Origin of the sequence: Bifidobacterium jacchi, from assembly GCF_009078285.1 — a bacterium.
Taxonomy (GTDB): domain Bacteria; phylum Actinomycetota; class Actinomycetes; order Actinomycetales; family Bifidobacteriaceae; genus Bifidobacterium; species Bifidobacterium jacchi.
The window spans coordinates 35,254-60,768 of record NZ_RQSP01000008.1; the positions used below are offsets into that span (position 1 = coordinate 35,254).

The window sequence follows — 25,515 nt, forward strand, 5'->3', positions numbered from 1 at the left end:
CGTCCGCCATGTGACGGCTTGTCCCGAAAGGGCGACGCATGTCAGGCGTGCCGCAGGATCCGTGGAAACGGATTCCCGCGGCACGCCTCCCGCCGTATATGCGGTTGATCACGTCCGTGATGCGATGGTCCGCTGCCACGGCCTTCTGCAATATGGAAGAGGCCGGAGCGGGAAACACAGAACGGGTAGAATAAGGCCCGTCACTTGGGTTATGAAGGCGTGCAATCGCGCCAAGGAGGAACAATGGCCGAGATCACATGGAAGTCGATTCTCACCAAGCTGGTCGGGGGAGACCACCTGAGCGCCGAGGAATCCGAATGGTTCGTCGATGATCTGATGAAGGGCAACGCCAATCCCGCCGCCGTGGGTGCCACGCTCGCCCTTCAGCAGCAGCTGGGGCTGACGGCCGAGGAGGTGTCCGGCGCCGCCAAGGCCATGGTGTCGCATGCCGTGCCGCTCAACGTCTCCGGTGAGACCACCGACATCGTGGGCACCGGTGGTGACGGCTTCGCCACGGTGAACCTGTCCACGATGGGCTCGGTGGCCGCCGCGGCCGCGGGCGTGAAGATCGTCAAGCATGGCAATCGCGCAGCCTCCTCGAAGTGCGGTGCCGCCGACGTGCTCGAAGCGCTCGGCCTGCCGCTGGACCTGAAGCCCGAGGCGGTCGGCGAGGTCGGCGACGAGGTGGGCATCACCTTCGCGTTCGCCCGCACCTTCCACCCGGCCATGCGCTTCGTCGGCCCGATTCGCGCTGCGCTCGGCATCCCGTGCGTGTTCAACGTGCTGGGCCCGCTGACCAACCCGGCCAAGCCCGCCCATGTGGCCATCGGCTGCGCCAAGCGCGAGATGAGCCCGATCATGGCCGCCGTCTATGCCGCCAATGGCCAGTCCGGCATGGTCTACACCTCGCACGAGGGCATGGACGAGCTCGCCCCCACCGGCCCGGTCTCCGTGTGGGAGATCCGCGACGGCAAGGTGACCGAGACCGAATTCGACCCGACCGTGGAGCTCGGCCTCGCCAAGATCGACGTCGCCGATCTCAAGGGCGGCGAGCCCGAGGTCAACGCTGCCGCCTTCCGCGACTTCGTGGCCGGCAAGGACATCCCGGCCCGCACCACCGCACTGCTCAACGCGGCCTCCGCCATTGTGGCCGACGGTCATCTGGTGGGCGAGGGCACGCTGGGCGAACGCTTCCGCGAAGCCTACAAGCTCGCCGAGGACGCCGTGGATTCCGGCAAGGCCCAGGCACTGCTCGACAAGTGGGTCGCCGTCGCCAAGTCCAAGGAGTGATACATCGTAGGACGTTCGGTGCTTTTCTGCATAAGGAGACAGCTATTGTCCTACGTCAGAAGTTCGTTGATGATATTGTTTGCTCCCCTTGTCAGGGCCGTTGCCGTTAGGCAAACAGCGGAGCTGTTTGTAGGCAACGTGTGAGCCGACAGGCGAGCCAGCAGGATGCGCGCGAAGCGCGTCAGCTGTTGCAGGACCAGCACCGTATAGCAAACAGCGGAGCTGTTTGTAGGTGCTGTGCGAGCCGACCGGCGAGCCGGCAGACCGCGCGCACAGCGCGTCCCTGATTGCAGCGAGCTGGCCCGCGAAGCGGGTCTGAGGGGTAGTGAATTCGTTAACGAATTAATGATGTAGGATGACGGAAGAATGTGTTGAGGGGAAGCAGCGTATTTCCGATGCTTCCCCTCAATCGTCATTGATGTGGTGCCTATGGCGATGGTTCCTCGCATGCGCATGCCATGCTGCCGTCTATGCAACTTTGGCAACAAGTGGCAACGACGGTGGACTCTCACATATCCTTAAGTCATGTTCGACCGATGAAGGTCTGGAATCATGGAGGGAACGTCGTGAGTTCGTTTACGGAATTCGGATCGCTGGTCAAAAACCGGCACAAGCCGAAAGACAAGCCGACCGACACCAAGGTGGCGTTGGGGTTTCTGGCGCCGTGGCTGATTGGCGCGGTGTTCCTGAGCCTTATTCCGATGTTGTACTCGCTGGGGATTTCGTTCACCAAATACAACATGATCAAGCCGCCGCAGTTCGTCGGGTTGATGAACTACCGGCATATGCTCGCCGATCCGCGATTCATCAGCTCATTGCAGGTGACCCTGACCTACGTGATCGTCTCCGTGCCGCTGCAGCTCATCGCCGCATTGGCGCTTGCCGTGCTGCTTGATCGCGGCATGAGGGGGCTCGCCTTCTACCGCTCCGCGTTCTACCTGCCGTCGATGCTTGGCGGATCAGTGGCCGTGGCGGTGCTCTGGAAGATGGTGTTCGGTGCGGACGGCCTGTTCAACGCGTTCCTCGGCATCTTAGGCATAGATACGTCGATGTCTTGGATCGCCAATCCGGACACGGCCAACTGGACGCTTATGGCATTGCATGTCTGGCAGTTCGGTTCGCCGATGGTCATCTTCCTCGCCGGTTTGCGCCAGATTCCGCGCGAACTCTACGAGGCCGCCAGCGTGGACGGTGCCGGAAAATGGCGTCAGTTCCGCTCGATCACCCTGCCGATGCTCTCGCCGATCATCTTCTTCAATCTGGTGATGAGCGTGATCAACTCCTTCCAGACGTTCACTCAGGCCTACGTGGTGTCCGGCGGCACCGGCGGTCCGTCCGACTCAACGCTGTTCTACACGCTGTATCTCTACCAGCAGGGCTTCGCGTCGCTGCGCATGGGTTACGCCTCCGCGTTGGCATGGATCATGGTGCTGATCGTGGCCTTGCTGACCGGAATCAATTTCGCTCTCTCGAAGTTCTGGGTGCATTACGATGACTGATGTTGCAACGATGAATGCCGTGATTGACTCCGGCGAAACCGATGGGAACCGTGCCGCTCGCGAACCGAGCGCAAGCGATCGCGGCAATGCGGCATATGCGGAGCTCGGCTCCGGCACGGGCATGCATCCGAACCGCAGCCGCAGCATCGGCCGTGTGATTGCGGCCGTGGTCAAGCAGGTTGTGGTGCTGCTCGTGGCCATCCTCATGCTGTATCCGATTTTGTGGATGATCGCCAGCTCGCTGCGCCCGCAGGAGGAGATCTTCACGAATATGGGATTGGTGGTCACCAATCCGCTCTGGAAGAATTACGCGGCCGGATGGAACGCGCTCAGTCAGCCGTTCGGCCGCTACATCCTGAACTCGCTGATCATCGTCGTGTTCGCCATCGTCGGCAACATCCTCACCTGCTCGATGGCCGCTTACGCCTTCGCCCGGCTCAACTTCCGGTTCCGCGGCGTGCTGTTCGGCTTCATGCTGCTCATGCTCATGATCCCGATTCATGTGATTGTGATTCCGCAGTACATCATGTGGAACTCGTTGCATATGATCAATACGTTCGTCCCGCTGATCGTGCCGAAGTTCCTCGCCATGGACGGGTTCTTCACCTTCTTGTTCTACCAGTTCCTGCGTGGTCTGCCGCGTGACCTCGACGAGGCCGCCAAGCTGGACGGCGCCGGTCATATGCGTATCTTCTTCCAGATTCTGCTGCCGCTGATGAAGCCGGCCATCGGCACCTGTGCGGTGTTCACGTTCATCTGGACGTGGAACGACTTCTTCAGCCAGCTGCTGTACCTCACCAAGCCGGACATGTACACCGTGCCGATCGCGCTGCGCACGTTCATCGACTCGCAGTCCCAGTCAAGCTACGGCCCGATGTTCGCGATGAGCGTGGTCTCGCTGATTCCGCTCTTCCTGGTGTTCACATTCGGGCAGAAGTATCTGGTCCAGGGAATCGCCACCACCGGAGGGAAATGACATGGATGGAGCGTCATCCGCGTTGCTCCTCGGTCGACGTACCTTCATATGCCTTACCTCGGTGCGCCTTGATGCCGCGCACATCCATGCCATTTCCAATCATGAAGGACAACAATGATGTTCAAGCGTATGTGGAAGAAGTATCTGGCCGCAGTGATGGCGGCGATATCGTTGTGCGTCACGGCCGCGTGCGGCAGTTCGGTCGGCACGTCCGATGTGCCGGTGGTGCCGGCGGACGGCGATGTGACCATCCGACTGAGCTGGTGGGGAGGCGACGCTCGCGTCAAGGCCACCGAGGAGGCGGTCAAGGGCTTCGAACAGGAACATCCCAACATTCACATCGATATGGAATACTCCGACTGGACCGGCTACTGGGACAAGCTCGCCGTGCAGTCCGCAGGCGGCAACGCGCCGGACGTCATGCAGATGGATGAGCTATATCTGGCGTTCTACGGATCGATGGGGTCGTTGCTCGATCTCGGCAAGGCATCTGATTACCTTGATATGAGCGGTATGGATGATTCACTGAAGACTATGGGCCAGGTGGAGGGTGCACAGGTTGCCGTCCCGATGACCACCGCCCAGTATGGGGTCATCGTCAACAACGATGTGCTCGACGAACTCGGACTCACCCTGCCGGATACCGACAACTGGACCTGGGACGAATTCACCGCATTCGCGCAGCAGGTCACGGAGAAATCCGGCGGCAAGGATATCGGTTCAATCGCCCCGAACAACGGATACGGCCTGCAGCTGTGGGCGCGTCAGCACGGTGAGCGGCTGTTCGACGGCAATCGCATCACGATTTCCCCCGAAACGCTTGCATCATTCCTGCAGCTGCCCGCGGATTGGGCGAAGAACGGCATCGAAGGCAGCGCGGAACGTTGGAGTGAGAACACCGCAGCCGCCATGAACGACAGTGATTTCGGCAAGGGCAGGCAGGCGATGATGATCACGCAGGCTACGATGATCACCCCGTACGCTCAAGCCGCCGGCACCGAGAACATGACGCTCGTACCGATGCCCCAAGTCAAGCCCGGTGCGAAGACCATGTACCTGAAACCTGGCATGTACTGGGCGATCTCCTCACAGTCCCAGCACCCTGCCGAAGCGGCGATGCTTGTCGACTATCTCCTCAACGACCCGAAGGCCGGTGAGATTCTCGGCACCGAACGCGGCATTCCGGCAAACAACGATATCCGTAAGTCTTTGGCCGCCGAGGCTGACGGAACGGATCGGGCGGCACTTGACTTCGTCGACAAGATCCAGCCCATGCTGGGGAACGCCCCGGCGATTACGCCCAACGGTGCTTCGGAACTGGACAAGGTCATCGTGCGGTACCAGCAGGATGTGGTGTTCGGCAAGCGCAAGTCGCTTGATGCGGCCAAGAGCATGATTGCGGAACTGCAGGAATCCATCGATTTCGCATCGTGAGCCGTACTGGCACATCGCCGTTCTTGGCTCCCCTCAGAGAAGGGATCCAAGAACGGCTGGACTCACACCCTCGCGCCGTCGTCGTAGAAGCCGCCCTTGTCGCCGGGACGGTCCTTGCGATTCAGGGCCTTGACGATGAGACCGCCCAAACCGAGTATGGTGCACAGCCCGAAGGCGATGTTGAGCAGCGCGCTCACCACGGGAATGCCGTAGAGGCTCGGCACCAGCACCATCACGATGGTGCCCGCCACGCCGATGACCAGCAACGCCGTCAGCAATGCGGTGGAGGCCTTGACCGGGCCAAGCTCCGGGTTCGGGGGAGTGAAGCCGCCGTCATCGTAGCGGTCCATCACCTCGTCGGTGTCCAGCCAACTCGAATTCGTGTTGTCCCGCGGACCGCGCACGCGCCGCCCCAGCGGTTCGCCTGCACCGGCGAACGCGCTCGCGTCCAGATCCTCGACGGAAACCAGCGCCTCCTTCTCCTTGCGCTGTGCATGCCGCTCGAAACGACGTGCATTACGGGAACGCTCCACATCCCTGAGATCATCCTCGTGTGCGCGCGCGAACGCCTCCCAGGACGCATCATCCGAGGAGGTGCCGTCGTTGGACGTCGACGCGGAGGAATCCTGCGGCGTGGGGGTTGGACGCATGCCGTCGTCGTTGGTATTGTGGTTGTCGGTCATACCTGTCTACTGTAATCAAGTCTGTCTACTGCAATCAAGCGGCCAGCCAAACCGGGAGGATACGAACATGCTGTACTGGTTTTTCGTCAAGGGATTCGGATGGGTCGCGCGTCGCCGTCTTGGACCGTCCGTCACCGGATTGGAGAACATCCCGCGTACCGGCGGCGCCATCATCGCCGCGAACCATCTGGCTGTCATCGATGATGCGCTGATCCCGATCACCTGTCCGCGCATGGTGCATTTCATGGGCAAGGCCGAGTATTTCGAGGGCAAGGGCATCAAAGGCAAGTTCAAGAAGTGGTGGTTCACGTCGGTCGGCGTGTTCCCGGTGGACCGCTCCGGCGGCTCGAAATCGCTCGGCGCGCTCGCCCATGCGAGGGAGATCATCGAGGATGGACATCTGTTCGGCATTCACATCGAAGGCACCAGAAGCCCAGACGGACGCCTATACAAAGGACATACCGGTGCTGCCCGACTCGCCTTTGAGACCGGATGCCCGATCGTGCCCACTGCCATCATCGGGTCTCGTGATCTGCAGAAGCCTGGCACGGTCATCCCGCTCAAAGGCCGCACGCAGGTGATCTACGGCAAGCCGATCGAGGTCGAGCGCCGCGAGCCCGATGAGGTGACCCACGAGGAGCTGCGCGATCTGACGGACCGCGTCACGCGAGAGATTCAGCGCCTCAGCGGTCAGGAATACATGGACGAATATGCGCAGACTGTCAAGGCGAGGCTCAAGGAGCAGGCTTCGGCCCAGATCGCGGCTCAGAATTCGCAGCATACGGAACAGGGGTCGACGGAACAGTCTGAGCAGGCCTGATCCACCGACCTCGCGTCTCCGCCGACCTCGCCCCCAGCCACACCATGGTGGTCACACAATGGTGATCGTGATCACCGTCGCCTTGCCGTCCTTGTCGCGCAACCGGACCGTGCCGCCGTCGGAGATGTCGGTGTCGCCGTTCGAGATCGAGCGTACGGTGCCGAACAGGCCCCCCAGCACCTTGTTGGTCTTGACCTCGAAGCCCAGCGCCTTGAGCTGCTGCGTCACCTCGTTCTCGCTCTTGCCCACCAGCCCCGAGGGGATCTTGGCGGTCTGCGGGCCCTTCGAGACGACCAGTTGCACGTCGTCGCCCCAATGCAGCTGCGCTCCGGCCTCCTCGGACGACGAGATGACGTTGCCGGCCTCCACGGCATCGTCGTATTCCTCGGTGAAGGTGACGTTGATCTTCGCCTCACGCAGCATCGAGTTCGCCTCGTCGCGGCTCTTGCCGACCACATCCGGCATGGCGACCGGCTTGGGCCCCTTCGACAGGCCGACGACGATCTTCTCGTCGTGCCGCATCGTGGTGCCGGGCGTCACGCTGATGTACAGCGTCGCGCCTTCCGGAGCGGACAGCGAGTAGTCGTCTCTGGTCGCATCATGCTCCACGTTGTCGAATCCGGCGTTGGAGAGCGCCTCCAGCGGCGCCTTGTAGGATGCGCTGCCGGAGTCGAGGATGTCGGCCGGCACCGTTGCGGCGCGGGCGCCTTTGGAGATGGTGATGTGCATCGTGCCGCCGGATCGCTTGCCGATCCGATCACCGACGTTGGCGGGGGAGGCTTTGATGATTCGTCCCTTGGCGATGTCGTCGCTGTAGTCGGCGGTGACGGTGTAGGGGATGTTGGACACGTCCAGCGTGCTGCGATACGCGTCCCATGTCGCGCCGGCGAGCGAGCACGTCTTGTTCTGGGTGCATGTCACGTCGTCGGGCTTGGGCACCGTCCAGTAGCTGCCGGGGCCGAGGAAGAACCACCATGCGAATGCGCCGCCGGTGAGGGCCAGTACGCCGATCAATGTGCTGATGATGGTGAGGCGCGTGCGGCGGCGACCGGTGCGTGCCGTGGCTTCGGCGTGTGCTGCGGTGGTCGGCAGGGACTCCTTCTCGCCGGGCAGCGGTCGTGTGATGACCTTGGTGAATTCGTCGCTTGGGCGGGGCATGGCCTTGGTGGCGTTGCCGGGCATCGATTCGGAGCTGATGCCGGTGTTGGCATCGGCGCCGCCGACGTACGGGGAGTCGCTGGATTCGGCGGCGTGGGATGCCGTGGAGATCGGGTCTGCGGCATGATCGCGCGTCTCGTCTGCATGCGCAGAATCATATGATGACGGCTTTTCCGGCGGTGTGGAAGCCGTCGACGATGTGGGCCGCGTCGACGATGCCGGCGGCGTGGGTGGCGTCAGTGGTGTGGATGACGTCAATGGTGTGGATGGCGTCAGTGTCTCGGTTCCATCAGCAGGGCGGACGGTGGCCATGGTGGGCGTGTCGTCGGGCTGCGCCTGCCCCATCGGTGATTGGGACTGCGATTGGGCTGTTGCGCCCTGCATGTCGTCTGCCGGTCTGCGATAGGTCCATGCGGGAATGTCGAGGTGGGCGCACAGTTCGCGAAGCTCGCGTGCGGCGGCAGTGGCGTCGACGGGTCTGGCATCCACCGATCGGGCGGTCAGACGGGCGATGAACGCGGCCACCTGGGGGCTGATGCCGGGGCACATCGTCGTGATGGACGGCACGTCCTCATGGACATGCTTGAACACCAGCGTCACCGGATTATCGGATGCGAACGGCACCTGACCGGCGAGCATCTCCCATGCCATGATGCCCACGGAATACAGATCCCCCTGCGGGGTCGCCTCGTTGCGTTCGATCATCTCCGGAGCGAGGTAGGCGGCAGTGCCCAGCAGCATGCCGGTGGTGGACAGCGTCGCCTGCGAAGCGGCCTTTGCCAAGCCGAAATCAGTGATCTGCACATGCCCGCGTTCGTTGAGCAGAATGTTCTCGGGCTTGATGTCGCGATGCACCACGCCGGCGCGATGAGCCGACGAGAGTCCGTCCAGCGTTTCGGCGACGATGCGCAGCGTCTCGCGCACGCTGAACGTGTGCTGTTGGTTGATCTCATGACGCAGGTTCACCCCATGCACGAACTCCATGACCAGATAGTCGAGTCCGTCCACCTCGCCGGTGTCGTAGACCTGCACGATATGAGGATTGGCGATGGCCGCCGCCGACTTCGCCTCGCGTCGGAAGCGTTCGACGAACTGGTCGCGGTGCGGCCCCTGCGCAAGCTGGATATGCATGACCTTGATGGCGACGGTGCGTTCCAAACGCTCGTCCATCGCCTCGTACACCGTTGCCATGCCGCCTTCGGCGATGCTGCGGATGATGCGGTAGCGGCCCTCGATGACTCGCCCCTCAAGTGCTCGTGCGCTCTCGTTCATGGTCGTACGTCCCGCTCTCCTGCAACTGTCTCACCAATATCCACTCTTCAGTGTATGCGACCCGCGTGCCGTTGAGACGCGCGGGTCCGCTATCTGCGCGAGAGCGGTACAAATCGTTCGCACACCTCGGCGAGCGCCCTGCCTGATGGTGTCGATGCCGGCCACCAGTGTTCGACGGCGGCCATCGATTCGTCGCGCAGCGCGGTGATGCGTTCAAGCGAGCGTTCGCTCGCCCCGCCGCCGATGAACAGTTCGATGGCTCGCCGCACTTGGGTCTCATCGCGGCGGGGTGCTTCGAACATCGCGATGAGTTCGGCGCGTTCGTCCGGATTCGCCGCGGCGAGCGCGTCGGCGAGCAGCACGGTGCGCTTGCCTTCGCGGATGTCTCCCCCCACGGGCTTGCCGGTGCGGTGGCTGTCCGCCGTCACGTCGAGAAGATCGTCCGTCAGCTGGAACGCCACGCCGAGAGGAACCCCGATGGCAAGGGCCCTGCGCCGGGCCTCGGCGCGGTCCATGCCGGCGGCCAGCAGCCCGAGCCTGATCGGCGCGATGGTCGTGTAGCTTGCGGTCTTCCATCTGAACACATTCAGCGACGCGTCGGCGAGGGCCTTCGGATCGTCCAATGGCGTCATCTCGACGCCGAGATCAAGCACCTGTCCGACCTCGACTTCGCGATGCATGTCGAGGAACGCCTCGATGACCGCATGGTCGTTCGTCATGCGCTGCGCGGCGTGTTCGGCGATGGCAACGCTTTCGGTCGCCAGAAGATCGCCGAGCATGATGCCCAGTCCGCGGCCGATGGCGCTGCTGTTCGTGACGTGGGTGAGCGCGGTGTGCGCGGAAGGGCGCCCGCGTCGCAGCGGCGATTCGTCGATGATGTCGTCGTGCACCAGAGCCGCCGTCTGGAACACCTCGATCGCGCAGGCGAGGTCCAGCATCGTTCCGCGGTCGGTTCCCGGAGCGAGCGTGGCGTTGCCCGATGTCGCCGCAGCCGGTGCGTCGGCAGCCGGTGCGGCGGCATTCGGCGCATCTGCATCCAAGGTGGGGGCATCTGCATTCGAGGCGAGCGCCGCATCGAAGAACGCGAGCGCCAGCAGCGCGCGCAGACGTTTTCCGCCTTTGCTGGATTCGACCGCCTGATCGGTCACCAGATCCGCGATCCGCCTCAGGGGGAGCGCGATCGCGATGTCGTCGTCGGCGAGGTGGCGGCGCACTAGATGCGCTATGCGATGCTCGATCTTATGCAGATCCGTCTCAATAGTCATAGTTAGAGGTTATCCACAACGTTTGGCAAATACAAGAACGGCTGTTTTCCAATGGTTTTGAGGTTCCGTCCACAAGGGTCGTTCTGGCTGGACCCCGCTGCGGGCACATGCCATAGTGATGGGCAATCCGCGTTCGGTCGGCGCGGGGTGATCCGGACGGATGGTTCGGATTCATTGTCAGTACATCGATTCGGAAAGGGATGATGATGAACGCGAATATGAGACGATGCGTGGACGGTGTCTGCTCGGGCGGCCTGCCGCTTCGGCGCGACGAGCCGCGTGGTGAGGCGGTCGCTGGCGGGAGCCATGAGGCGGACGATGAGGAGATCGTGCGGCTGCGGGAGCGGCTGCGCAGAAGCCGGATCGATCTGGGACCGCATGAGGCGGATGCCCGATGGGTCGCCGGTCCGTTTCGCGAATGGATGCGGCTGCTGAGCGAAGAGGAAGGCGGGTGCCGTGTGGCATTGACGCGCGGCCATGCGCTGGCGTTGGCTGCGGGAATGATGCAGTCGCTGACCATTCGCGATGCGCTGGTGATCTCCCTGGTGGCGCGTCCCGGACGCTGCGGCCGCGAGGAGATGATCGCCCTGGTGCGTGATCCGTTCTGCGACGATAGTCGTCACTTGGTCTGCGGACTGCTGTCGGATGCCTTTGACGATGCGACGCTGCACCCCGATGTCCGTCGGTGCCGCGCGGGACTGTCGATGCTGGTCGACATGGCGGGGATGGTCCCCGTATGCTATCGTGCGCAGCCGCTGTCGATCATCGCCTATCTGCTCTGGTGGCTCGGCTGCCGTGAGGCGCTTGCGGTCGCCTTGGAATGTCTGACGATCGACGAGGACTGCACGCTTGCCGAGATCATCGTTTCCGCGCTGGCGCATGGCGTCGCCCCGGCGTGGATGGAGGATGTGGCGGTGGATCTGGACGACGAGTCCTGCGTGTGCGAGGTCGAGTATTAGATCCCGTGCATGGGACTGCGCGTCGCGCTCGTGGCGTGTTCATCCTCTCCGTGGCGTCGGCCGTGGGAATAATCGTCCTTGCGCAGTGGTTAACTCCTATAGTTAGTTGACGATTTGCCCTTGCCAGAAGTGCGCCCATATGGTATATAGCACCGATGGCCGATCATGCAGGAGGATGGGGTTTGTCCAAGAAGGAAACGACTGTCGAGCGTGACGATGCCGAGCAGACCGGGAAGGCTCCGGTCGTGAAGTCCGGGGCGACCCGCAGGCGCGCCTCGAAGAAGGCCGCGACCGCGAGCTCTTCCTCCGCGGCATCGAAACGCGCCTCGACAAAGCCGGATGACACGCGGGACGATGCGAAGGCCCCGATCCCGGCCGATGCCGTCGAGGACGATATGCTCGACGACGGCGACCGGCTGTCCGACGACGAACTCGATCCGCTGGACGACGATGCCGATGTCGATGATCTCGACGATGGCGCGGATGACGTTGACGTCGATGTCGATGATGCCCTTGACGGGTCCGACGAGGACGGTGAAGATGTTGATGACGAGGACGACGACGGTTCCGAGAGCGTCGAGGACAAGCCCAAGCGCAAGGAGCCCGAGACGCCCAAGGAGAAGGGCGCCTTCGTGGTGCGTGACGATGACGATGACGACAATCTGACGCCATCGGGCAATCCGAAGCGCCGTGTCGTCGCCGCGGGCGCGACCGCCGACCCCGTCAAGGACTATCTCAAGCAGATCGGACGCGTCAGCCTGCTGAACGCCGAGCAGGAGGTCGATCTTTCGGAGCGCATCGAGGCGGGTCTGTATGCGCAGCATCTGCTCGACACCGAAAGCGATAAGATGGACTTCAAGCGCAAGCGCGAGCTCAAGTGGGCCGCCGCGGACGGCAAGAAGGCCAAGGATCATCTGCTGGAGGCCAACCTGCGACTGGTGGTGTCGCTGGCGAAGCGCTACACCGGTCGCGGCATGCTGTTCCTCGATCTTATTCAGGAAGGCAACCTCGGCCTCATCCGCGCCGTCGAGAAGTTCGACTGGAAGAAGGGCTTCAAGTTCTCCACCTACGCCACATGGTGGATTCGCCAGGCCATCACCCGCGCCATGGCCGATCAGGCCCGCACCATCCGCGTGCCCGTGCACATGGTCGAGGTCATCAACAAGCTTTCCCGCGTGCAGCGCCAGATGCTTCAGGATCTTGGCCGCGAGCCCACGCCGGATGAGCTGGCGCGCGAACTCGACATGCCGGTCGAGAAGGTCCAGGAGGTGCAGAAGTACGGTCGTGAGCCGATCTCGCTGCACACGCCGCTCGGCGAGGACGGCGATTCCGAATTCGGCGATCTGATCGAGGACACCGATGCGATCGCGCCGTCGGACGCCGTGGCGTTCTCCCTGCTTCAGGAACAGTTCAAGCAGGTGCTTGAAACGCTGTCGCCGCGCGAGGCCGGCGTCATCAAGATGCGCTACGGCCTTGAGGACGGACAGCCCAAGACCCTTGACGACATCGGTCGCGTGTACGGCGTGACCCGTGAGCGCATCCGTCAGATCGAATCCAAGACCATGTCGAAGCTGCGTCACCCGTCGCGCTCGCAGACCCTGCGGGATTTCCTGGATCAGTGAGCGGTCGGCCCGCTCGGCAGGCCGACCGCGCGAGGAGGGTGGAAGCCCAGTGGGCTTCCACCCGACGGAGCCATCCGTATCCCGCTATGCCCGGTCAGGGGATTGCGCAACAGGGCCATTCGTTTCCGTGCCTCCGCATCGCGGGAGCATGATTGTTGTTCTGCATGTGATTGAGCCATGTGATTGAATAAGGAGAACCATGCCCGAATCCTACGGTGCCGACAGTCTTACCGTTCTTGAAGGTCTCGATGCCGTGCGCAAGCGCCCCGGCATGTACATCGGCACGACCGACAGTCAGGGACTGATGCACTGCCTGTGGGAGATCATCGACAACGCGGTGGACGAGGCGCTCGCCGGTGCATGCGACCATATCACCGTGACCCTGCATGAGGACGGGTCGGTCGAGGTCGCCGACAATGGTCGCGGCATCCCCGTGGACATCGAGCCGAAGACCAAGCTCACCGGCGTCGAGGTCGTGCTCACCAAGCTGCACGCCGGTGCGAAGTTCGGCAATTCGTCATACAACGCCGCCGGCGGCCTGCATGGCGTCGGATCGTCGGTCGTCAACGCGTTGAGCTCCCGGCTCGACGTGGAGGTCGACCGTGACGGCAAAACGCACCACATGGCCTTCCATCAGGGACATCCCGGCGTATACACGGATGCCGATCCGGCCCATCCCTCGCCCGACTCGCCGTTCAAACGCACGCGGAAGAACAGGCCGACCGAGCTGGAGATCATCGGCAGGGTTCCGGCCAAGGTCACCGGTACGCGCATCCGCTACTGGGCCGATCCCGAAATATTCAACGACACCGCCCGATTCAGCTACGACCAGCTCATCGACCGGGTGCGTCAGACCAGCTTCCTCGTGCCGGGACTGAGAATCACCGTCGTCGACGAGCACATTCCGGCCACCGGGGACGAGACGATCGATGAGATGCGTGAGATCGACGAGACCTCCGACGAGACCCCCGGTGAGGGATCCCACGGGACTGCCGACGAGGAGACGGAATCCGCCGCCGATGCCGCGATATCGGGCGAATCCGTGGCGATCGTCGCGGCGCGTACCGAGGCCGCGCGGCACACGCACCGCCGCATCGAGGAGTTCTGCCACACCGGCGGCGTGAAGGATTTCGTGGACTTCCTCTCGAACGGCGAGCCGGTGTCCGGAATCTGGCGCATCAGCGGCCAGGACACGTATGACGAGGAGACCCAGGCCGTCGGCGAAGGCGGGGAACTGCATGCGCAGAAGGTGACCCGTGACTGCGCCGTGGACATCGCCATGCGCTGGATCAACGGCTACGACACAAAGGTGCTCAGCTTCGTCAACGTCGTCGAAACGCCGGGAGGCGGCACGCACGTCGACGGATTCCTCGCCTCGATCACCCGACAGGTGCGCAAGGCGGTCGAAGACAACGCGCGCAGGCTCAAAGTCAATCTCAAGGATGCCAACATGCGCGTCGAACGCGACGACATCATGGCCGGACTCGTGGCCGTGGTCACCGTCCGCATCGCCGAACCGCAGTTCCAAGGGCAGACCAAGGACGTGCTGGGCACCGCCCAGGTCAGACCGATCGTCGCGAAGATGACCGACCGGCAGTTCGGCGAGATGATCAGCGGCTCGAAGCGCGGCTACAAGGATCAGTCCTCGCGCGTGCTCGACAAGATCGTCGGCGAGATGCATGCCCGCATCCAGGCACGCAAGACCAAGGAGGTCACGCGTCGCAAGAACGCGCTCGAATCCGCGTCCATGCCGCCCAAGCTCTCCGACTGCCAGCCGGGCAACGACGATGTGGCCGAACTGTTCATCGTCGAGGGTGATTCCGCGCTCGGCACCGCCAAGGCGGCCCGCAACTCCGCGTTCCAGGCGCTGCTGCCGATTCGAGGCAAGATCCTCAACGTGCAGAAGGCATCGCTCTCGCAGATGCTGTCGAACAAGGAGTGCGCCGCGATCATCCAGGTCGTCGGTGCCGGGTCGGGAGCCAGCTTCGACATCGAACAGGCACGGTACAACAAGATCATCATGATGACCGATGCCGACGTCGACGGCGCGCACATCCGCATCCTGCTGCTCACCCTGTTCTACCGGTACATGCGTCCGCTCATCGAGCATGGGCATGTGTATGCCGCCGTGCCGCCGCTGCACCGGATCGCGCTCGCGGGAAGCCACAAGGGAGAGTACATCTACACGTATTCCGACGACGAGCTGGAGGGGCGGCTCGTGGACCTCGATCGCAGGAAGGTCGCCTACAACCCCGATATCCAGCGATACAAGGGATTGGGTGAGATGGACGCCGACCAGCTCGCCGACACCACGATGGATCCGCGTACGCGCATGCTGCGTCGCATCCGCATGGAGGACGCCGCTCAGGCAGCCGACATCTTCAGCCTGCTCATGGGCGACGACGTGCCTCCTCGCAAACGGTTCATCGTCGACAACGCCGACGACTTCGACCGGTCGAAGATCGACACCTGATCGGGCACATATGCGTCCGTCCGGCACCGAGCGTGGCACGCCGGGCGGACGAGGTGGATGGACCGGATCTCAGCCGTCGATGCCGATCATCAGGCGATCATGCGTCGTCGTCAGGCGTCGCGATGCTCGCGGCAGGTCTGACCGAGCCGACGTGCCAGCGTGATCGGATCCAGCAGCGCATCCAGCTCGCTTGCGGGCAGATCGGTCCGCTCGCCGGCGATGTCGCGCACGCTGCGGCCGGTGACGGACGCCTCCTTGGCGATGTCGACGGCATGCTCGTAGCCGATCTCGTCGTTGAGCGTCGCCGCGATCGACGGGGAGTACTGCGCGTAACGGCGCCCGACCTCGACGTTCACCGTGATGCCCTCGACGCAACGCTCGCGGAACATGGCCAGCGCGCGGGTCATCAGATCGATGCCGTCCAGCAGCGCATGGATCATCACCGGGTCGAACGCGTTGAGTTGCAGCTGACCCTCCGAGGCGGCCCACGTCACCGTCGTGTCCATGCCGAACACCATGAAGCAGCACTGATCCACGCATTCGGGAATCACCGGATTCACCTTGCCTGGCATGATGCTGCTGCCGGCCTGACGTGCCGGCACGTTGAGATCGTTGAAGCCGTCGTGCGGCCCCGAATTGAGCAGTCGCAGGTCGTCGGCTGCCTTCTTGAGATGGATCGCGAGGTTCTTCACGGTCTGCGAGACCGCGATGTAGGCGCTCATGTCGGTCATCGCCGCCACCGGATCGGGCGCGGCCGTGACCGGCAGACCGCTGATGCGCGCCAGATGCTCGGTCGCGGCCTTGCGGAACCGCAGATCGGCGCAGATGCCGGTGCCGATAGCGGTGGCACCGAGATTGAGCGACATAAGCTGCGGAACGACATGCTCCAACGCCATGCAGTCGGCCTTCATGAAACTGGCGAAGGCGTGGAACTCCTGGCCATAGGTCATGGGGACCGCATCCTGAAGCTGGGTGCGCCCGATGGTCACGTCATCGGCGTGTCGGTCGGCTAGATCATGGAACGCCCGGCCAAGCGCACGGGTCTGTTCGGCCAGCGGCCCGATCGCGTCGATGAGCGCAAGCTTGCACGCGGCGGGATACGTGTCGTTCGTGGACTGGCTGTGATTGACGTCGTCGTTGGGATGGATGAACGCGTAGTCGCCGCGCCGGTGTCCTGCGATCTCCAACGCACGGTTGGCGATCACCTCGTTCATGTTCATGTTGGTGGAGGTGCCGGCGCCTCCCTGCAGCACGTCCACGGGGAACTGGTCGGCGAGCGCGCCGCTCTCGATCTCAAGACACGCGGCGATGATGGCACGGGCCTTGGCGCGGTCGATGAGGCCGAGTTCGGCGTTCGCCTCGGCGCACGCGCGCTTGACGGTGGCATACGCCCTGATGAGCTGCGGGTGCGTTGAGTCCGCGATGCCGGACACGGTGAAGTTGCCGATCGCCCGCTGGGTGTGAATGCCCCAGTAGACGTCGTCGGGCACGTCAAGCGTGCCGATGCAGTCGTGTTCGACGCGCATCGCGCGTGCCATTGACGAGTTGTTCGACGCAAGTCGATCGATCATCATGATGCTCCTGTTCTTGGCGTGATGGTGCGCGTGTGGCGAGGACCCCGCCCGAACCGTGGCGGGCATGCGAGCCGACGAAACGCCGGTGGATTGCCGACGCTGTCTGGCGGATGATTGCGTGTGGGGCTACTGGCAGGTCGTGCCGTCCTTCGGCACGGTTCCGTCGATGAGATAGTCGTCCACCGCGTTCGCCACGCAGACGTTGGTGGACGAATACGCGGTGTGCCCTTCGCCCTTGTAGGTGACCAGCACGCCGGAATCCAGTTCCTTGGCGAGATTCACGGCCGACTGGTACGGCGTGGCTGGGTCGCCCGTCGTGCCGACGACCACGATCGGCGCGGCGCCCTTCGCGGAGAAGTCGAGTTTCTCGAGATGCGATCGGTCCTGCTTGAGCGCGTCGCAGCCGAGGTTGCTGTATGCCATGAATCGGCCGAACGTGGGTGATTTCTCGCTCAGCTCCTTGGCGATCTGCTTCTGGCGGGCCATGTCGGATGTCGGCGGGTTGTCCAGACAGTTGACGATGAGGTTCGCCTGCATCGAGTTGTCCTTGTATCCGCCGCCGGGCTCGCGCGCCAGATAGGTGTTCGTGAGCAGCAGCATCGTGGTCGCGGTTCCCCTGGACTTCATCTCGGTGAACGCCTGCGTCAGGAACGTCCAGTTGTCCTGCGAATACAGCGGTGTGATGATGCCGTACATCAGGGCCACGCTGTTGACGTCGCCGCCGGATGCCGGCCAGGGCTTGGAATCGGCGCGGGAGAGCCATGACTGGATCTGCTTGACCGCCTGATCGACGCTGCCCCCCTTGAACGGGCAGCTGGCGTCGTTGTCGATGCAGTCCTTGAGATAGGCCTTGAGCGCGTTTTCGAATCCCACCGATTGGTTGATGGTCTGTTCGGACGTGTCCTCCTGCGGATCGACCGCGCCGTCGAGCACGAGCCGGCCGGTCTGCTCGGGGAACAGCGCGGCATAGGTGGCGCCGATGAACGTGCCGTAGGAGAAGCCGAGGTAGTCGAGATGATCGGAGCCCAGCACGGCCCGCATCATATCGAGGTCGCGCGCCACCGACTGGGTGTCCGCATGATCGACGATGTCGTCGGGGGAGGAGTCCCGGCACGCTTTGGCGAACCGGTCGGACAGGCTGCGCAGCTGCTGCAGGTTCTTGTCCGTGGCCGGCGGCGAAAGGAAGTAGTCGTCGAGCAGTGACGAGTCGGTTCCGCAGGAGACCGCGGTGGAGCCGCCCACGCCGCGCGGATCGAATCCGACGATGTCGTAGTTCTCCGTCAGGCGGTTCGTGGCGCTGAAGGAGAGGAAGTCATTGAGGAAGTCCGCGCCGGACGCGCCGGGGCCGCCGGGATTGATGAACAGCGTGCCCTTGGATTCCTTCGTGGCATGGTGGATGGCAAGATGCAGGCTGATGGGCGTGGACTCAGCGTCGGACCAGTCGGAGGGCGCCTTGAGCGTGGCGCAGGCATCGCCCTGAGCGCAGGATTTCCATGTGACGCTCTGCGTGTAGTAGTCGTCGAATGCCGCGTCGACGGAGTCCGGTCGGGCGCCGGGCGCGTCGGAGCCGTCGCCGCCCTGAGAGCCGCCGTCGGTGGTGCCGTGGGTGTTGTCGATGCTGACGGTCATCGTGTCGGTGTTCATGACTGCGGGCACGAGCGCCACCGCCGCCATGAGACTGAATGCAGTGGCGATTGCGATGAGCACCACGGCCCATGCGGCCAGCGAGCTATGCGGCCGCGGGGGCACGTAGCCGTAGTACGGTGGCCTGGGCTGATAGCCGGGCTGCCCATAGGGAGGATACGCATGCTGGGATTCGGGCTGACTGCGCCTGTATGGCTGCTGGTCGCCCGGATTGAAGGACATGGGCTGCTGTGGTTCGCTCATGACACCAGTCTATCGTCGTTCGTCCTCATGGTGAAGGGGCGTGCCGTCCGATGCGTCGGCACCGTAGTTCCCAGGCGTGTCGCGTCGTCCTTGGCGCACAGCATAATCGAACACATGTGCGAATCTGTTGACCTGTTCTCCGCTCCCACCCGGGCATGGTTCTCCCATGCGTTCGGACGGCCCACCGAGGTGCAGCGCGAGGCATGGCCCGCGATTCGCTCAGGCGGCAACGTACTGGCGATCGCCCCCACGGGTTCCGGCAAGACGCTTGCGGCGTTCCTCTCCGCCATAGACCGGCTGATGACCGAGGGCGAGGCGCGCGCCGTCCATGGGGTGCGTGTGCTGTACGTGTCCCCGCTCAAGGCGCTCGCCGTCGATGTGGCGAAGAATCTTGAATCCCCTCTGGGCGGCATAGCGAGGCAGTGCGAGGCCATGGGCGTCGCGCCTCCGCGCATCAGCGTCGCCACGCGCAGCGGCGACACCACGGCGCGCGAACGGCGAGCCATAGCCGCCCATCCGCCGGACATTCTGGTGACCACGCCGGAGTCACTTTACCTGTTGCTGACTTCCAAGGCGCGGCGCATCCTGCGAACCGTGCGCACCGTGATCGTCGACGAGGTGCATGCCCTTGCGGGCTCCAAGCGTGGGGCGCATCTGGCGCTGAGTCTCGAACGGCTCGACATGCTCGTCGCAGAGCCGGTGCAGCGCATCGGACTGTCGGCCACCGTCAATCCCGCCGGCGAGGCGGCACGATTTCTGGCCGGTTCGGCTCCGATCACGATCATCGATCCGCATGGCCGTCCGGGCATGCGACTGCGCGCGGTCGCCCCGCTCGCCGACATGCGCGATCTGAACTCGGCCGACATGCCGTCGAAGGCGGGAGCGGCGCAGAGCTTGCGAGGTGAACGGCATATCAGCGGGGTCACGCCGCGGATGATGCGGCTCGTCGGAACAGCATCCGACGGGGCGCACGGTGCAGGTGATGCCGGCAAGCCCGCCGATCACGCGAATCCCACGGGTGTGGCGGCAGGTCGAACCGGGTCGATCTGGCCCGTGGTGGAGCGCAGCGTACTCGACGAGATTCTCGCGCACCGCACCACGCTCGTCTTCGTCAACTCGCGTGGACTGGCCGAGCGTCTCACGGCCAGACTCAACGACCTCTACGCCGAAGGCCGTCACGGCAAATCCGCCGGTTCGTTCGATGCGGATGACGACGCGAAAGGCGGTGCGGACGGGCATGTGGGGAAGAAGGGGCTCGCCACTCACTATGACGCCGTGGTGGGATCCACCACCATGCTGGTGCAGTCGCATGACGCCGACGACGTGATCGCGATGGCCCATCACGGATCGGTGTCGAAGGAGCGTCGCAAGCAGATCGAGGAGCGTCTCAAACATGGCCGGCTGCGGTGCGTGGTGGCGACCAGCAGTCTCGAATTGGGAATCGACATGGGATCGGTTGATCTGGTCATCCAGATCGCGCCCCCGCTGTCGGTGTCGTCGGGTCTGCAGCGCGTCGGACGCGCGGACCACCATGTGGGCGGCGTGTCGCACGCGCTGTTCTATCCGCTGACGCGCGAGCAGATCATAGGCGTGGCGACCGGCATCGAGGGCATGATGGCGGGTGCCATCGAACCGCTGCACATACCGCGCAATCCGCTCGACGTGCTTGCCCAGCAGACCGTCGCGGCCGCCGCGATGGATGATCTCAAACCGGACGAATGGTATCGCAGCGTGCGCCGTTCGGCTCCCTTTGAGGATCTTCAGCGGGACGTGTTCGACGCCGTCATGGGCATGATGACCGGCACCTACGATGATGAGGAGTTCTCCGCGTTCCGGCCGCCGCTCATGTGGAATCGGGACGACGACATCATATCCGCGCGTCCAGGGGCGCAGCGGCTCGCCGTCACCAGCGGAGGCACGATCCCGGATCGGGGCCTGTACACGGTCGTGCTGCCTGAGAGCGAATCCGGCAGAGGACCGCGCCGGGTGGGTGAACTGGACGAGGAGATGGTCTACGAGTCGCGGGTCGGCGACGTGATCACCCTGGGAACCTCCACATGGCAGATTCAGGAGATCACCCGCGACCGCGTCGTCGTCACGCCGGCGCCGGGACGCACCGCGCGCCTGCCGTTCTGGCATGGTGAGGGCCTCGGGCGAGACGCGGGCTTCGGGCGGGCGCGTGGCGGGTTCCTCAGACAGGTCTGCAGTGGTCTTGAAGACGCTCCGCAGGGTGAGCCACCCGACAATGCATCCGGGCCCGCGACTGCATCCGGCCGGACGCGGGAACGCAGCGCGCCACGGTTTACGGTGCCGGTGGAACGTAGATTGCGTGAGGACGGTCTGGACGACAATGCCGTAGACAACCTGGCTGCGCTGCTGTCAGAGCAGCGGGCAGCCACCGGCGTGGTGCCCGACGACCGGCATATCGTCGTCGAACGATGCCGCGACGAGGAGTCGGACTGGCGCGTGATCGTCCATTCGCCGTTCGGGCGCCGCGTGCATGAGCCGTGGGCGCTGGCCATAGGTGACCGGCTGTCGCGCCGGTTCGGGTTCGACGGGCAGATCTATGCGGCGGACGACGGCATCGTCATCCGACTGCCCGATATGGGAGGCGACGTGCCTTCACGTGACCTGCTGGTGTTCGATCCCGACGAACTTGACCGCATCGTGCGCGCGCAGGTGGGCGACAGCGTGCTGTTCGCCGCCCGGTTCCGCGAATGCGCCGCGCGCTCGCTGTTCCTGCCGCGCACCGATCCGGGCAGACGCGTGCCATTGTGGCAGCAGCGTCTGCGCGCGGCGCAGCTTCTGGGCGCGGCGCGCGCAAGACGGAATTTCCCGCTGCTTCTGGAGACGGCTCGGGAGTGTCTTCAGGACGTCTACGACATGCCGGCGCTGCGCGAGATCATGGAAGCGGTGGGGTCCGGAGCCATCTCGCTGGTCGAGACGCAGACTCAGGAGCCGTCCCCGTTCGCCGAGAATCTGCTGTTCGGCTTCGTCGGCTCGGTCATGTACCAGTACGACATGCCGCAGGCGGAACGCAGCGCGCAGCTGCTGTCCGTCGACCCGGCGGTCCTGGAGCGCCTGCTCACGGGCTCGGACATGACCGCGCTGCTCGATCCTGAGGCTATCGCGCAGGTCGAACGCCAGCTCGCCTCGCGACGATTCTGGAACGAACTCGACGAGGACGACGTGGCGGGGCGCGTGGCGCGCTATGCGAAGACGCATGGTCCGTTCACCGCCGATCGAATGATCGCCGATCTCGGACTCGATGCGCGGACGGCGGTTCATGCGCTGGACGAGATGGAACGCCGTGGAGAGCTGCTCAAAGGTGCGTTTCGTGCCGCGACGAAGACGGATGACTCCGCATCCGGCGGACAGACGGCAACACAGTCGCAGACCCGGAAGGAAACCCAGGCGGAAGCGCCAGGCGAGATGCAGCTGCTTCACCGTGAGGTGTTCCGCCGCATCCGCGCGCTGTCGCTGGCCAGAATGCGCAAGGCGATCAAGCCTGTGCCTGCGTCCGTGTTCCAGCGATTCGTGCTGGACCGCCAGTCGGTGGCATCGGTCGGGGCGCAGCGTCTCGAAGGGGCCGACGGACTGGCGCAGGTCATCGAACAGCTCGAAGGAGTGGCGCTGCCCGCCGCGCTATGGGAGAGCGCCGTGTTCCCGGCTCGGATCAGGAACTATACGCCGTCCATGCTCGACGAGCTGCTTGCCGAGGGCGACGTCGTGTGGGTGGCGGACGGCTCGCGCGGCTCGCAGTGCATCGGACGCATAGCGTTCCATCCCTCGCGTTCGGCGATCCTTGCGCCCATGCAGACGCTGCATCGTACGAGCGACGCAGCCCGGCACCGCAATGGGATCGTCGACGGTGCAGCCGCAGCCGCGCATGACCTCGACCGCGATGTCATGAGCGCGATATCGGATGCGCTGTCGTACGCATCCGGTGCCGGCTCCTATCGGGCCGATCGGCTGGAGGACATGGCGCGAGCCGCATGGAATCGCCATAGAGCTGAACAGGGGAGCGACGGGAACGGTGACGACGGTCACGACGGTGACGGCACCGACATCACCGACATCACCGTGGATGACGCGACCGGTGAGATCATGGACGACGGCTGGTCGCATCAGGCATTCGAAAACGCGCTATGGGCGCTGGTGCGGCAGGGCAGCATCACCAACAGTTCGTTCTCCCCGGTGCGCGCGGTGCTTGCCGGCGGCGGGGCCGGCCCACAGACGAAAACGGTGCGCGTGGCTCGGCGACGGGTCAGACTCGGCACGCGGCTTCCGGCGCGTCTGGGAGGATTGTGGTCGCTGGTCGCCTCATCCTCATCCCGGTCCATGCCCGCCGATGGGGGCGAGGACTCGGACGAGGAATCGGGCAGACGCGCCATCGCCATGGTGGAGGCGCTGCTGGACCGTTACGGCATCATCGCCCAGCCGCTCATCGACAAGGAGGACATCGACGGAGGATTCTCCGGCCTGTATCCCGTCCTTCGACGCATGGAGGAGCGCGGGCTGCTGGTCAGGGGCATGTTCGTCGAAGGATTCGGCGCCGCGCAATTCGCCGAGCGGGAGTCCATCGACGCGTTGCGCGGCATGGCCGATGATGCCCGCGGCGGCGGGGGAGCGCTCGTCGCCATCGATGCGCTCGATCCCGCCAATCTCTACGGGTCGGCGATTCCATGGCCGATTGCCGGTGCCGAATCCGAGCGTCATGCGTCAGCGGATGCGTCGACACCGCATGATGCACAGATTTCATCGGAAGGTCGAACGTCATCGGAGGAGCGGGTGCCATCGCAGGAGCAGATGTCGGCGGATGCGCCGCAACAGCGGGACCCTCCGTCGTCGGGCCAATTCGATGCGCGCGAGCATGCCGCCGGTCTACGTCCGTCACGGCGCGCCGGCAGCGTCGTCGTGACGGCACAGGGCAGACCGGTGCTGATGATCGTGCCGCGCAGCCATCGCCTGTTCGCGTTCGACGCCGCATCCGAAACCCTTCGCCGAGCCTGCGGCGAACTGGTCTTCGCGCTGCAGCGCACGATGGACTGCGAGGGCGTCGGCGGCATCACCGTAGCGGATGTCAACGGCTCACCGGTGAGGTCTCGTCCGCAACTGCTGCGCATGCTGCATATGGCGGGATTCGTGCCGTGTCCGCAGGGCATGAAGCTGTACCGCTGACCGATTTCATCGGCTTTGCGGGCTTTTCGCCGTTCGACCGTGTGTGCCGTGTCCACACGGCGGCTTGTTCGTGTTCGGTGGCGCGTTGCGCGTTCGGCGGGGCGTGCTCAAGCCGCCGCGAAGGCCGGGTTTCAGCCGCGATGACTGGGGTTGCGACGACCGCGACGGCAACGACCGCGTTCATGGCAACCGCGGCGACGATGGCGATAGCGGTGATGGCGACGGCGGCACGGGCAATGTCGGCTACAGCGCCTGATAGACGATGCGCACGGCCTGGGCGATGTCATCCCATGACGAGCCGTTCGTCAGCACCACGACGATCAGATCGCCCTTCGCCGAGTAGACGATGCCGGCGTCATTGAGATACGCGTCAAGAAAACCGACCTTGTCCGCGACGGTCACGTCATCGTCGAACGCGGCCGGAATGCCCTCGCGGTAGATCTGCCGCTCCATCAACGCCAGTATGCGATCCACCGACTCGTCGGTAAGACCATTGCGATGATAGAAATCCTCCAATATGGAGGACAGATCGTCGGCGGTCGTGCGCACGATGCCGTCGTTGCCGAACACGGTTCCGCTCGCGCCCGCGGCGACGGCGCGGGCGGTGGTCTCGTCATTCGACGACACGCTGGTCAGCCATGCGATCGGGCAATCGTTGTCGGAATTGACGATCATCGTATCGAGACAGGACTCCAACGTCATGCCGTTGAGAGCGGACTGCCACGACAATGCGCCGGACTCCACCATCGTGGCCATATCCCGCGCCACATACAGCTTGTAGGTGCTTGCGGAAACGAACACGCGTCCGCCGTTGATGTTCACCAGCTCATATCCGGTGCGCGCATCGCGCACCACCATCGCATACGATTCGGCACCGGCGAACAGATCGTCCAGAGAGCCGCGCACCTCGTCGGTCAGATCGTGAAGCGGCTCCTTGTCCTGCGTGCTCGGATCGCCCATGCCGATGCGCAGCAGCTCCGGCAGCGTCCGGGTCCGTTCGATCATCGCGTTGAGCAGCACCGCCTGCGCATCCCAGTCGCTATCGTCTCCGGATTCGTCGGGGGTGTGGTCGGCCTTGGTCGAAGGTCCGAACGGATACGGCATCGTCGTCGAAGCGGCGGCCACCGCCGCGACCGCGTTCGGAGACAGCCCGGATGCGATCAGCGCCATCGCGACCGTGGCTGACGTGGCGGCATGACGCAAGCCGATGCGCATCCTCATGACAGCCTCCGATCAACGGCCGCAAACCAGCCTGGTCCGTGAACGATCACCTCCACCATAGCGGACATGGCGGAGCACTGCGATGTAGACAGACGCGCCGTGCGCGCCGCGCGTTCCGCGCATGCAGCACGCACGGCGCGTCTGCCGGGTATGTAGGGTATGAGGTAGGCGTGTGCCACAGGCACGTAATACCCTCTGCGC

16 protein-coding genes are annotated in these 25,515 nt (G+C 64.2%); 10 read left to right on the forward strand and 6 right to left on the reverse strand.

Going from position 1 to position 25,515, the window contains the following annotated elements; all coding sequences use genetic code 11:
* Window positions 1–243: 243 nt before the first annotated feature.
* The 4 genes from trpD (at window position 244) to EHS19_RS03705 (ending at window position 5,199) form a co-directional block, all read left to right on the forward strand.
* Entirely contained in the window at window positions 244–1,290 is a 1,047-nt protein-coding gene (gene trpD / locus EHS19_RS03690) for an anthranilate phosphoribosyltransferase (RefSeq protein ID WP_151916439.1), read from the forward strand.
* A 566-nt stretch (window positions 1,291–1,856) separates the two neighbouring features.
* Window positions 1,857–2,789 (forward strand): carbohydrate ABC transporter permease, encoded by a 933-nt coding sequence (locus tag EHS19_RS03695; RefSeq protein WP_206666315.1) that lies wholly within the window; start codon window positions 1,857–1,859, stop codon window positions 2,787–2,789.
* Window positions 2,782–3,765, forward strand: coding sequence for a carbohydrate ABC transporter permease (locus tag EHS19_RS03700; RefSeq protein ID WP_241677058.1), 984 nt, complete (start codon window positions 2,782–2,784; stop codon window positions 3,763–3,765). Before EHS19_RS03695 ends, EHS19_RS03700 begins: the two co-directional genes overlap by 8 nt.
* A gap of 114 nt (window positions 3,766–3,879) precedes the next feature.
* The gene (locus EHS19_RS03705) at window positions 3,880–5,199 is read left to right on the forward strand and encodes an ABC transporter substrate-binding protein (RefSeq protein ID WP_151916441.1); all 1,320 of its coding nucleotides are present in this window, start codon (window positions 3,880–3,882) and stop codon (window positions 5,197–5,199) included.
* Window positions 5,200–5,261: 62 nt separating this feature from the next.
* On the opposite strand, the gene EHS19_RS03710 is transcribed toward EHS19_RS03705, so the two are convergent.
* Complete coding sequence (locus EHS19_RS03710) at window positions 5,262–5,882, reverse strand: hypothetical protein (protein WP_151916442.1); 621 nt, start codon at window positions 5,880–5,882, stop codon at window positions 5,262–5,264.
* 67 nt (window positions 5,883–5,949) lie between these two features.
* On the opposite strand from EHS19_RS03710, the gene EHS19_RS03715 reads away from it, so the two are divergent.
* Window positions 5,950–6,702, forward strand: coding sequence for a lysophospholipid acyltransferase family protein (locus EHS19_RS03715; protein ID WP_151916443.1), 753 nt, complete (start codon window positions 5,950–5,952; stop codon window positions 6,700–6,702).
* A gap of 51 nt (window positions 6,703–6,753) precedes the next feature.
* Here the strand turns inward: EHS19_RS03715 and EHS19_RS03720 are convergent, their stop codons facing one another.
* Together EHS19_RS03720 and EHS19_RS03725 are read right to left on the reverse strand one after the other, a co-directional pair.
* Window positions 6,754–9,132: a protein kinase domain-containing protein gene (locus tag EHS19_RS03720; RefSeq protein WP_151916444.1), complete on the reverse strand. Its 2,379-nt coding sequence runs from the start codon at window positions 9,130–9,132 to the stop codon at window positions 6,754–6,756.
* An 89-nt stretch (window positions 9,133–9,221) separates the two neighbouring features.
* A complete protein-coding gene (locus tag EHS19_RS03725; RefSeq protein ID WP_151916445.1) occupies window positions 9,222–10,397 on the reverse strand; it encodes a polyprenyl synthetase family protein in 1,176 nt (391 codons plus the stop codon).
* Between the two features lie 206 nt (window positions 10,398–10,603).
* Here EHS19_RS03725 and EHS19_RS03730 point away from each other — a divergent pair, with 206 nt between their 5' ends.
* From EHS19_RS03730 to EHS19_RS03740, 3 genes are all read left to right on the forward strand, one after another.
* A complete protein-coding gene (locus tag EHS19_RS03730; protein ID WP_151916446.1) occupies window positions 10,604–11,356 on the forward strand; it encodes a DUF4192 family protein in 753 nt (250 codons plus the stop codon).
* A gap of 182 nt (window positions 11,357–11,538) precedes the next feature.
* Window positions 11,539–12,978: an RNA polymerase sigma factor gene (locus EHS19_RS03735; RefSeq protein WP_421745192.1), complete on the forward strand. Its 1,440-nt coding sequence runs from the start codon at window positions 11,539–11,541 to the stop codon at window positions 12,976–12,978.
* A 199-nt stretch (window positions 12,979–13,177) separates the two neighbouring features.
* Window positions 13,178–15,451: a DNA gyrase/topoisomerase IV subunit B gene (locus EHS19_RS03740; protein WP_151916448.1), complete on the forward strand. Its 2,274-nt coding sequence runs from the start codon at window positions 13,178–13,180 to the stop codon at window positions 15,449–15,451.
* A 110-nt stretch (window positions 15,452–15,561) separates the two neighbouring features.
* On the opposite strand, the gene EHS19_RS03745 is transcribed toward EHS19_RS03740, so the two are convergent.
* Together EHS19_RS03745 and EHS19_RS03750 are read right to left on the reverse strand one after the other, a co-directional pair.
* On the reverse strand, window positions 15,562–17,022 hold the full coding sequence (locus EHS19_RS03745) for an aspartate ammonia-lyase (protein WP_241677061.1): 1,461 nt from the start codon (window positions 17,020–17,022) through the stop codon (window positions 15,562–15,564).
* A gap of 129 nt (window positions 17,023–17,151) precedes the next feature.
* The gene (locus EHS19_RS03750; RefSeq protein ID WP_151916449.1) at window positions 17,152–18,912 is read right to left on the reverse strand and encodes an alpha/beta hydrolase; all 1,761 of its coding nucleotides are present in this window, start codon (window positions 18,910–18,912) and stop codon (window positions 17,152–17,154) included.
* A 114-nt stretch (window positions 18,913–19,026) separates the two neighbouring features.
* On the opposite strand from EHS19_RS03750, the gene EHS19_RS03755 reads away from it, so the two are divergent.
* Window positions 19,027–24,093, forward strand: a complete 5,067-nt coding sequence (locus EHS19_RS03755) for a DEAD/DEAH box helicase (protein ID WP_151916450.1) — start codon at window positions 19,027–19,029, stop codon at window positions 24,091–24,093.
* Between the two features lie 64 nt (window positions 24,094–24,157).
* Window positions 24,158–24,349: a hypothetical protein gene (locus EHS19_RS03760; RefSeq protein WP_151916451.1), complete on the forward strand. Its 192-nt coding sequence runs from the start codon at window positions 24,158–24,160 to the stop codon at window positions 24,347–24,349.
* Here EHS19_RS03760 and EHS19_RS03765 read toward each other — a convergent pair.
* Window positions 24,337–25,314, reverse strand: coding sequence for a serine hydrolase (locus EHS19_RS03765; protein WP_151916452.1), 978 nt, complete (start codon window positions 25,312–25,314; stop codon window positions 24,337–24,339). The two genes, EHS19_RS03760 and EHS19_RS03765, sit on opposite strands and share 13 nt — an antisense overlap.
* Window positions 25,315–25,515 lie beyond the last annotated feature (201 nt).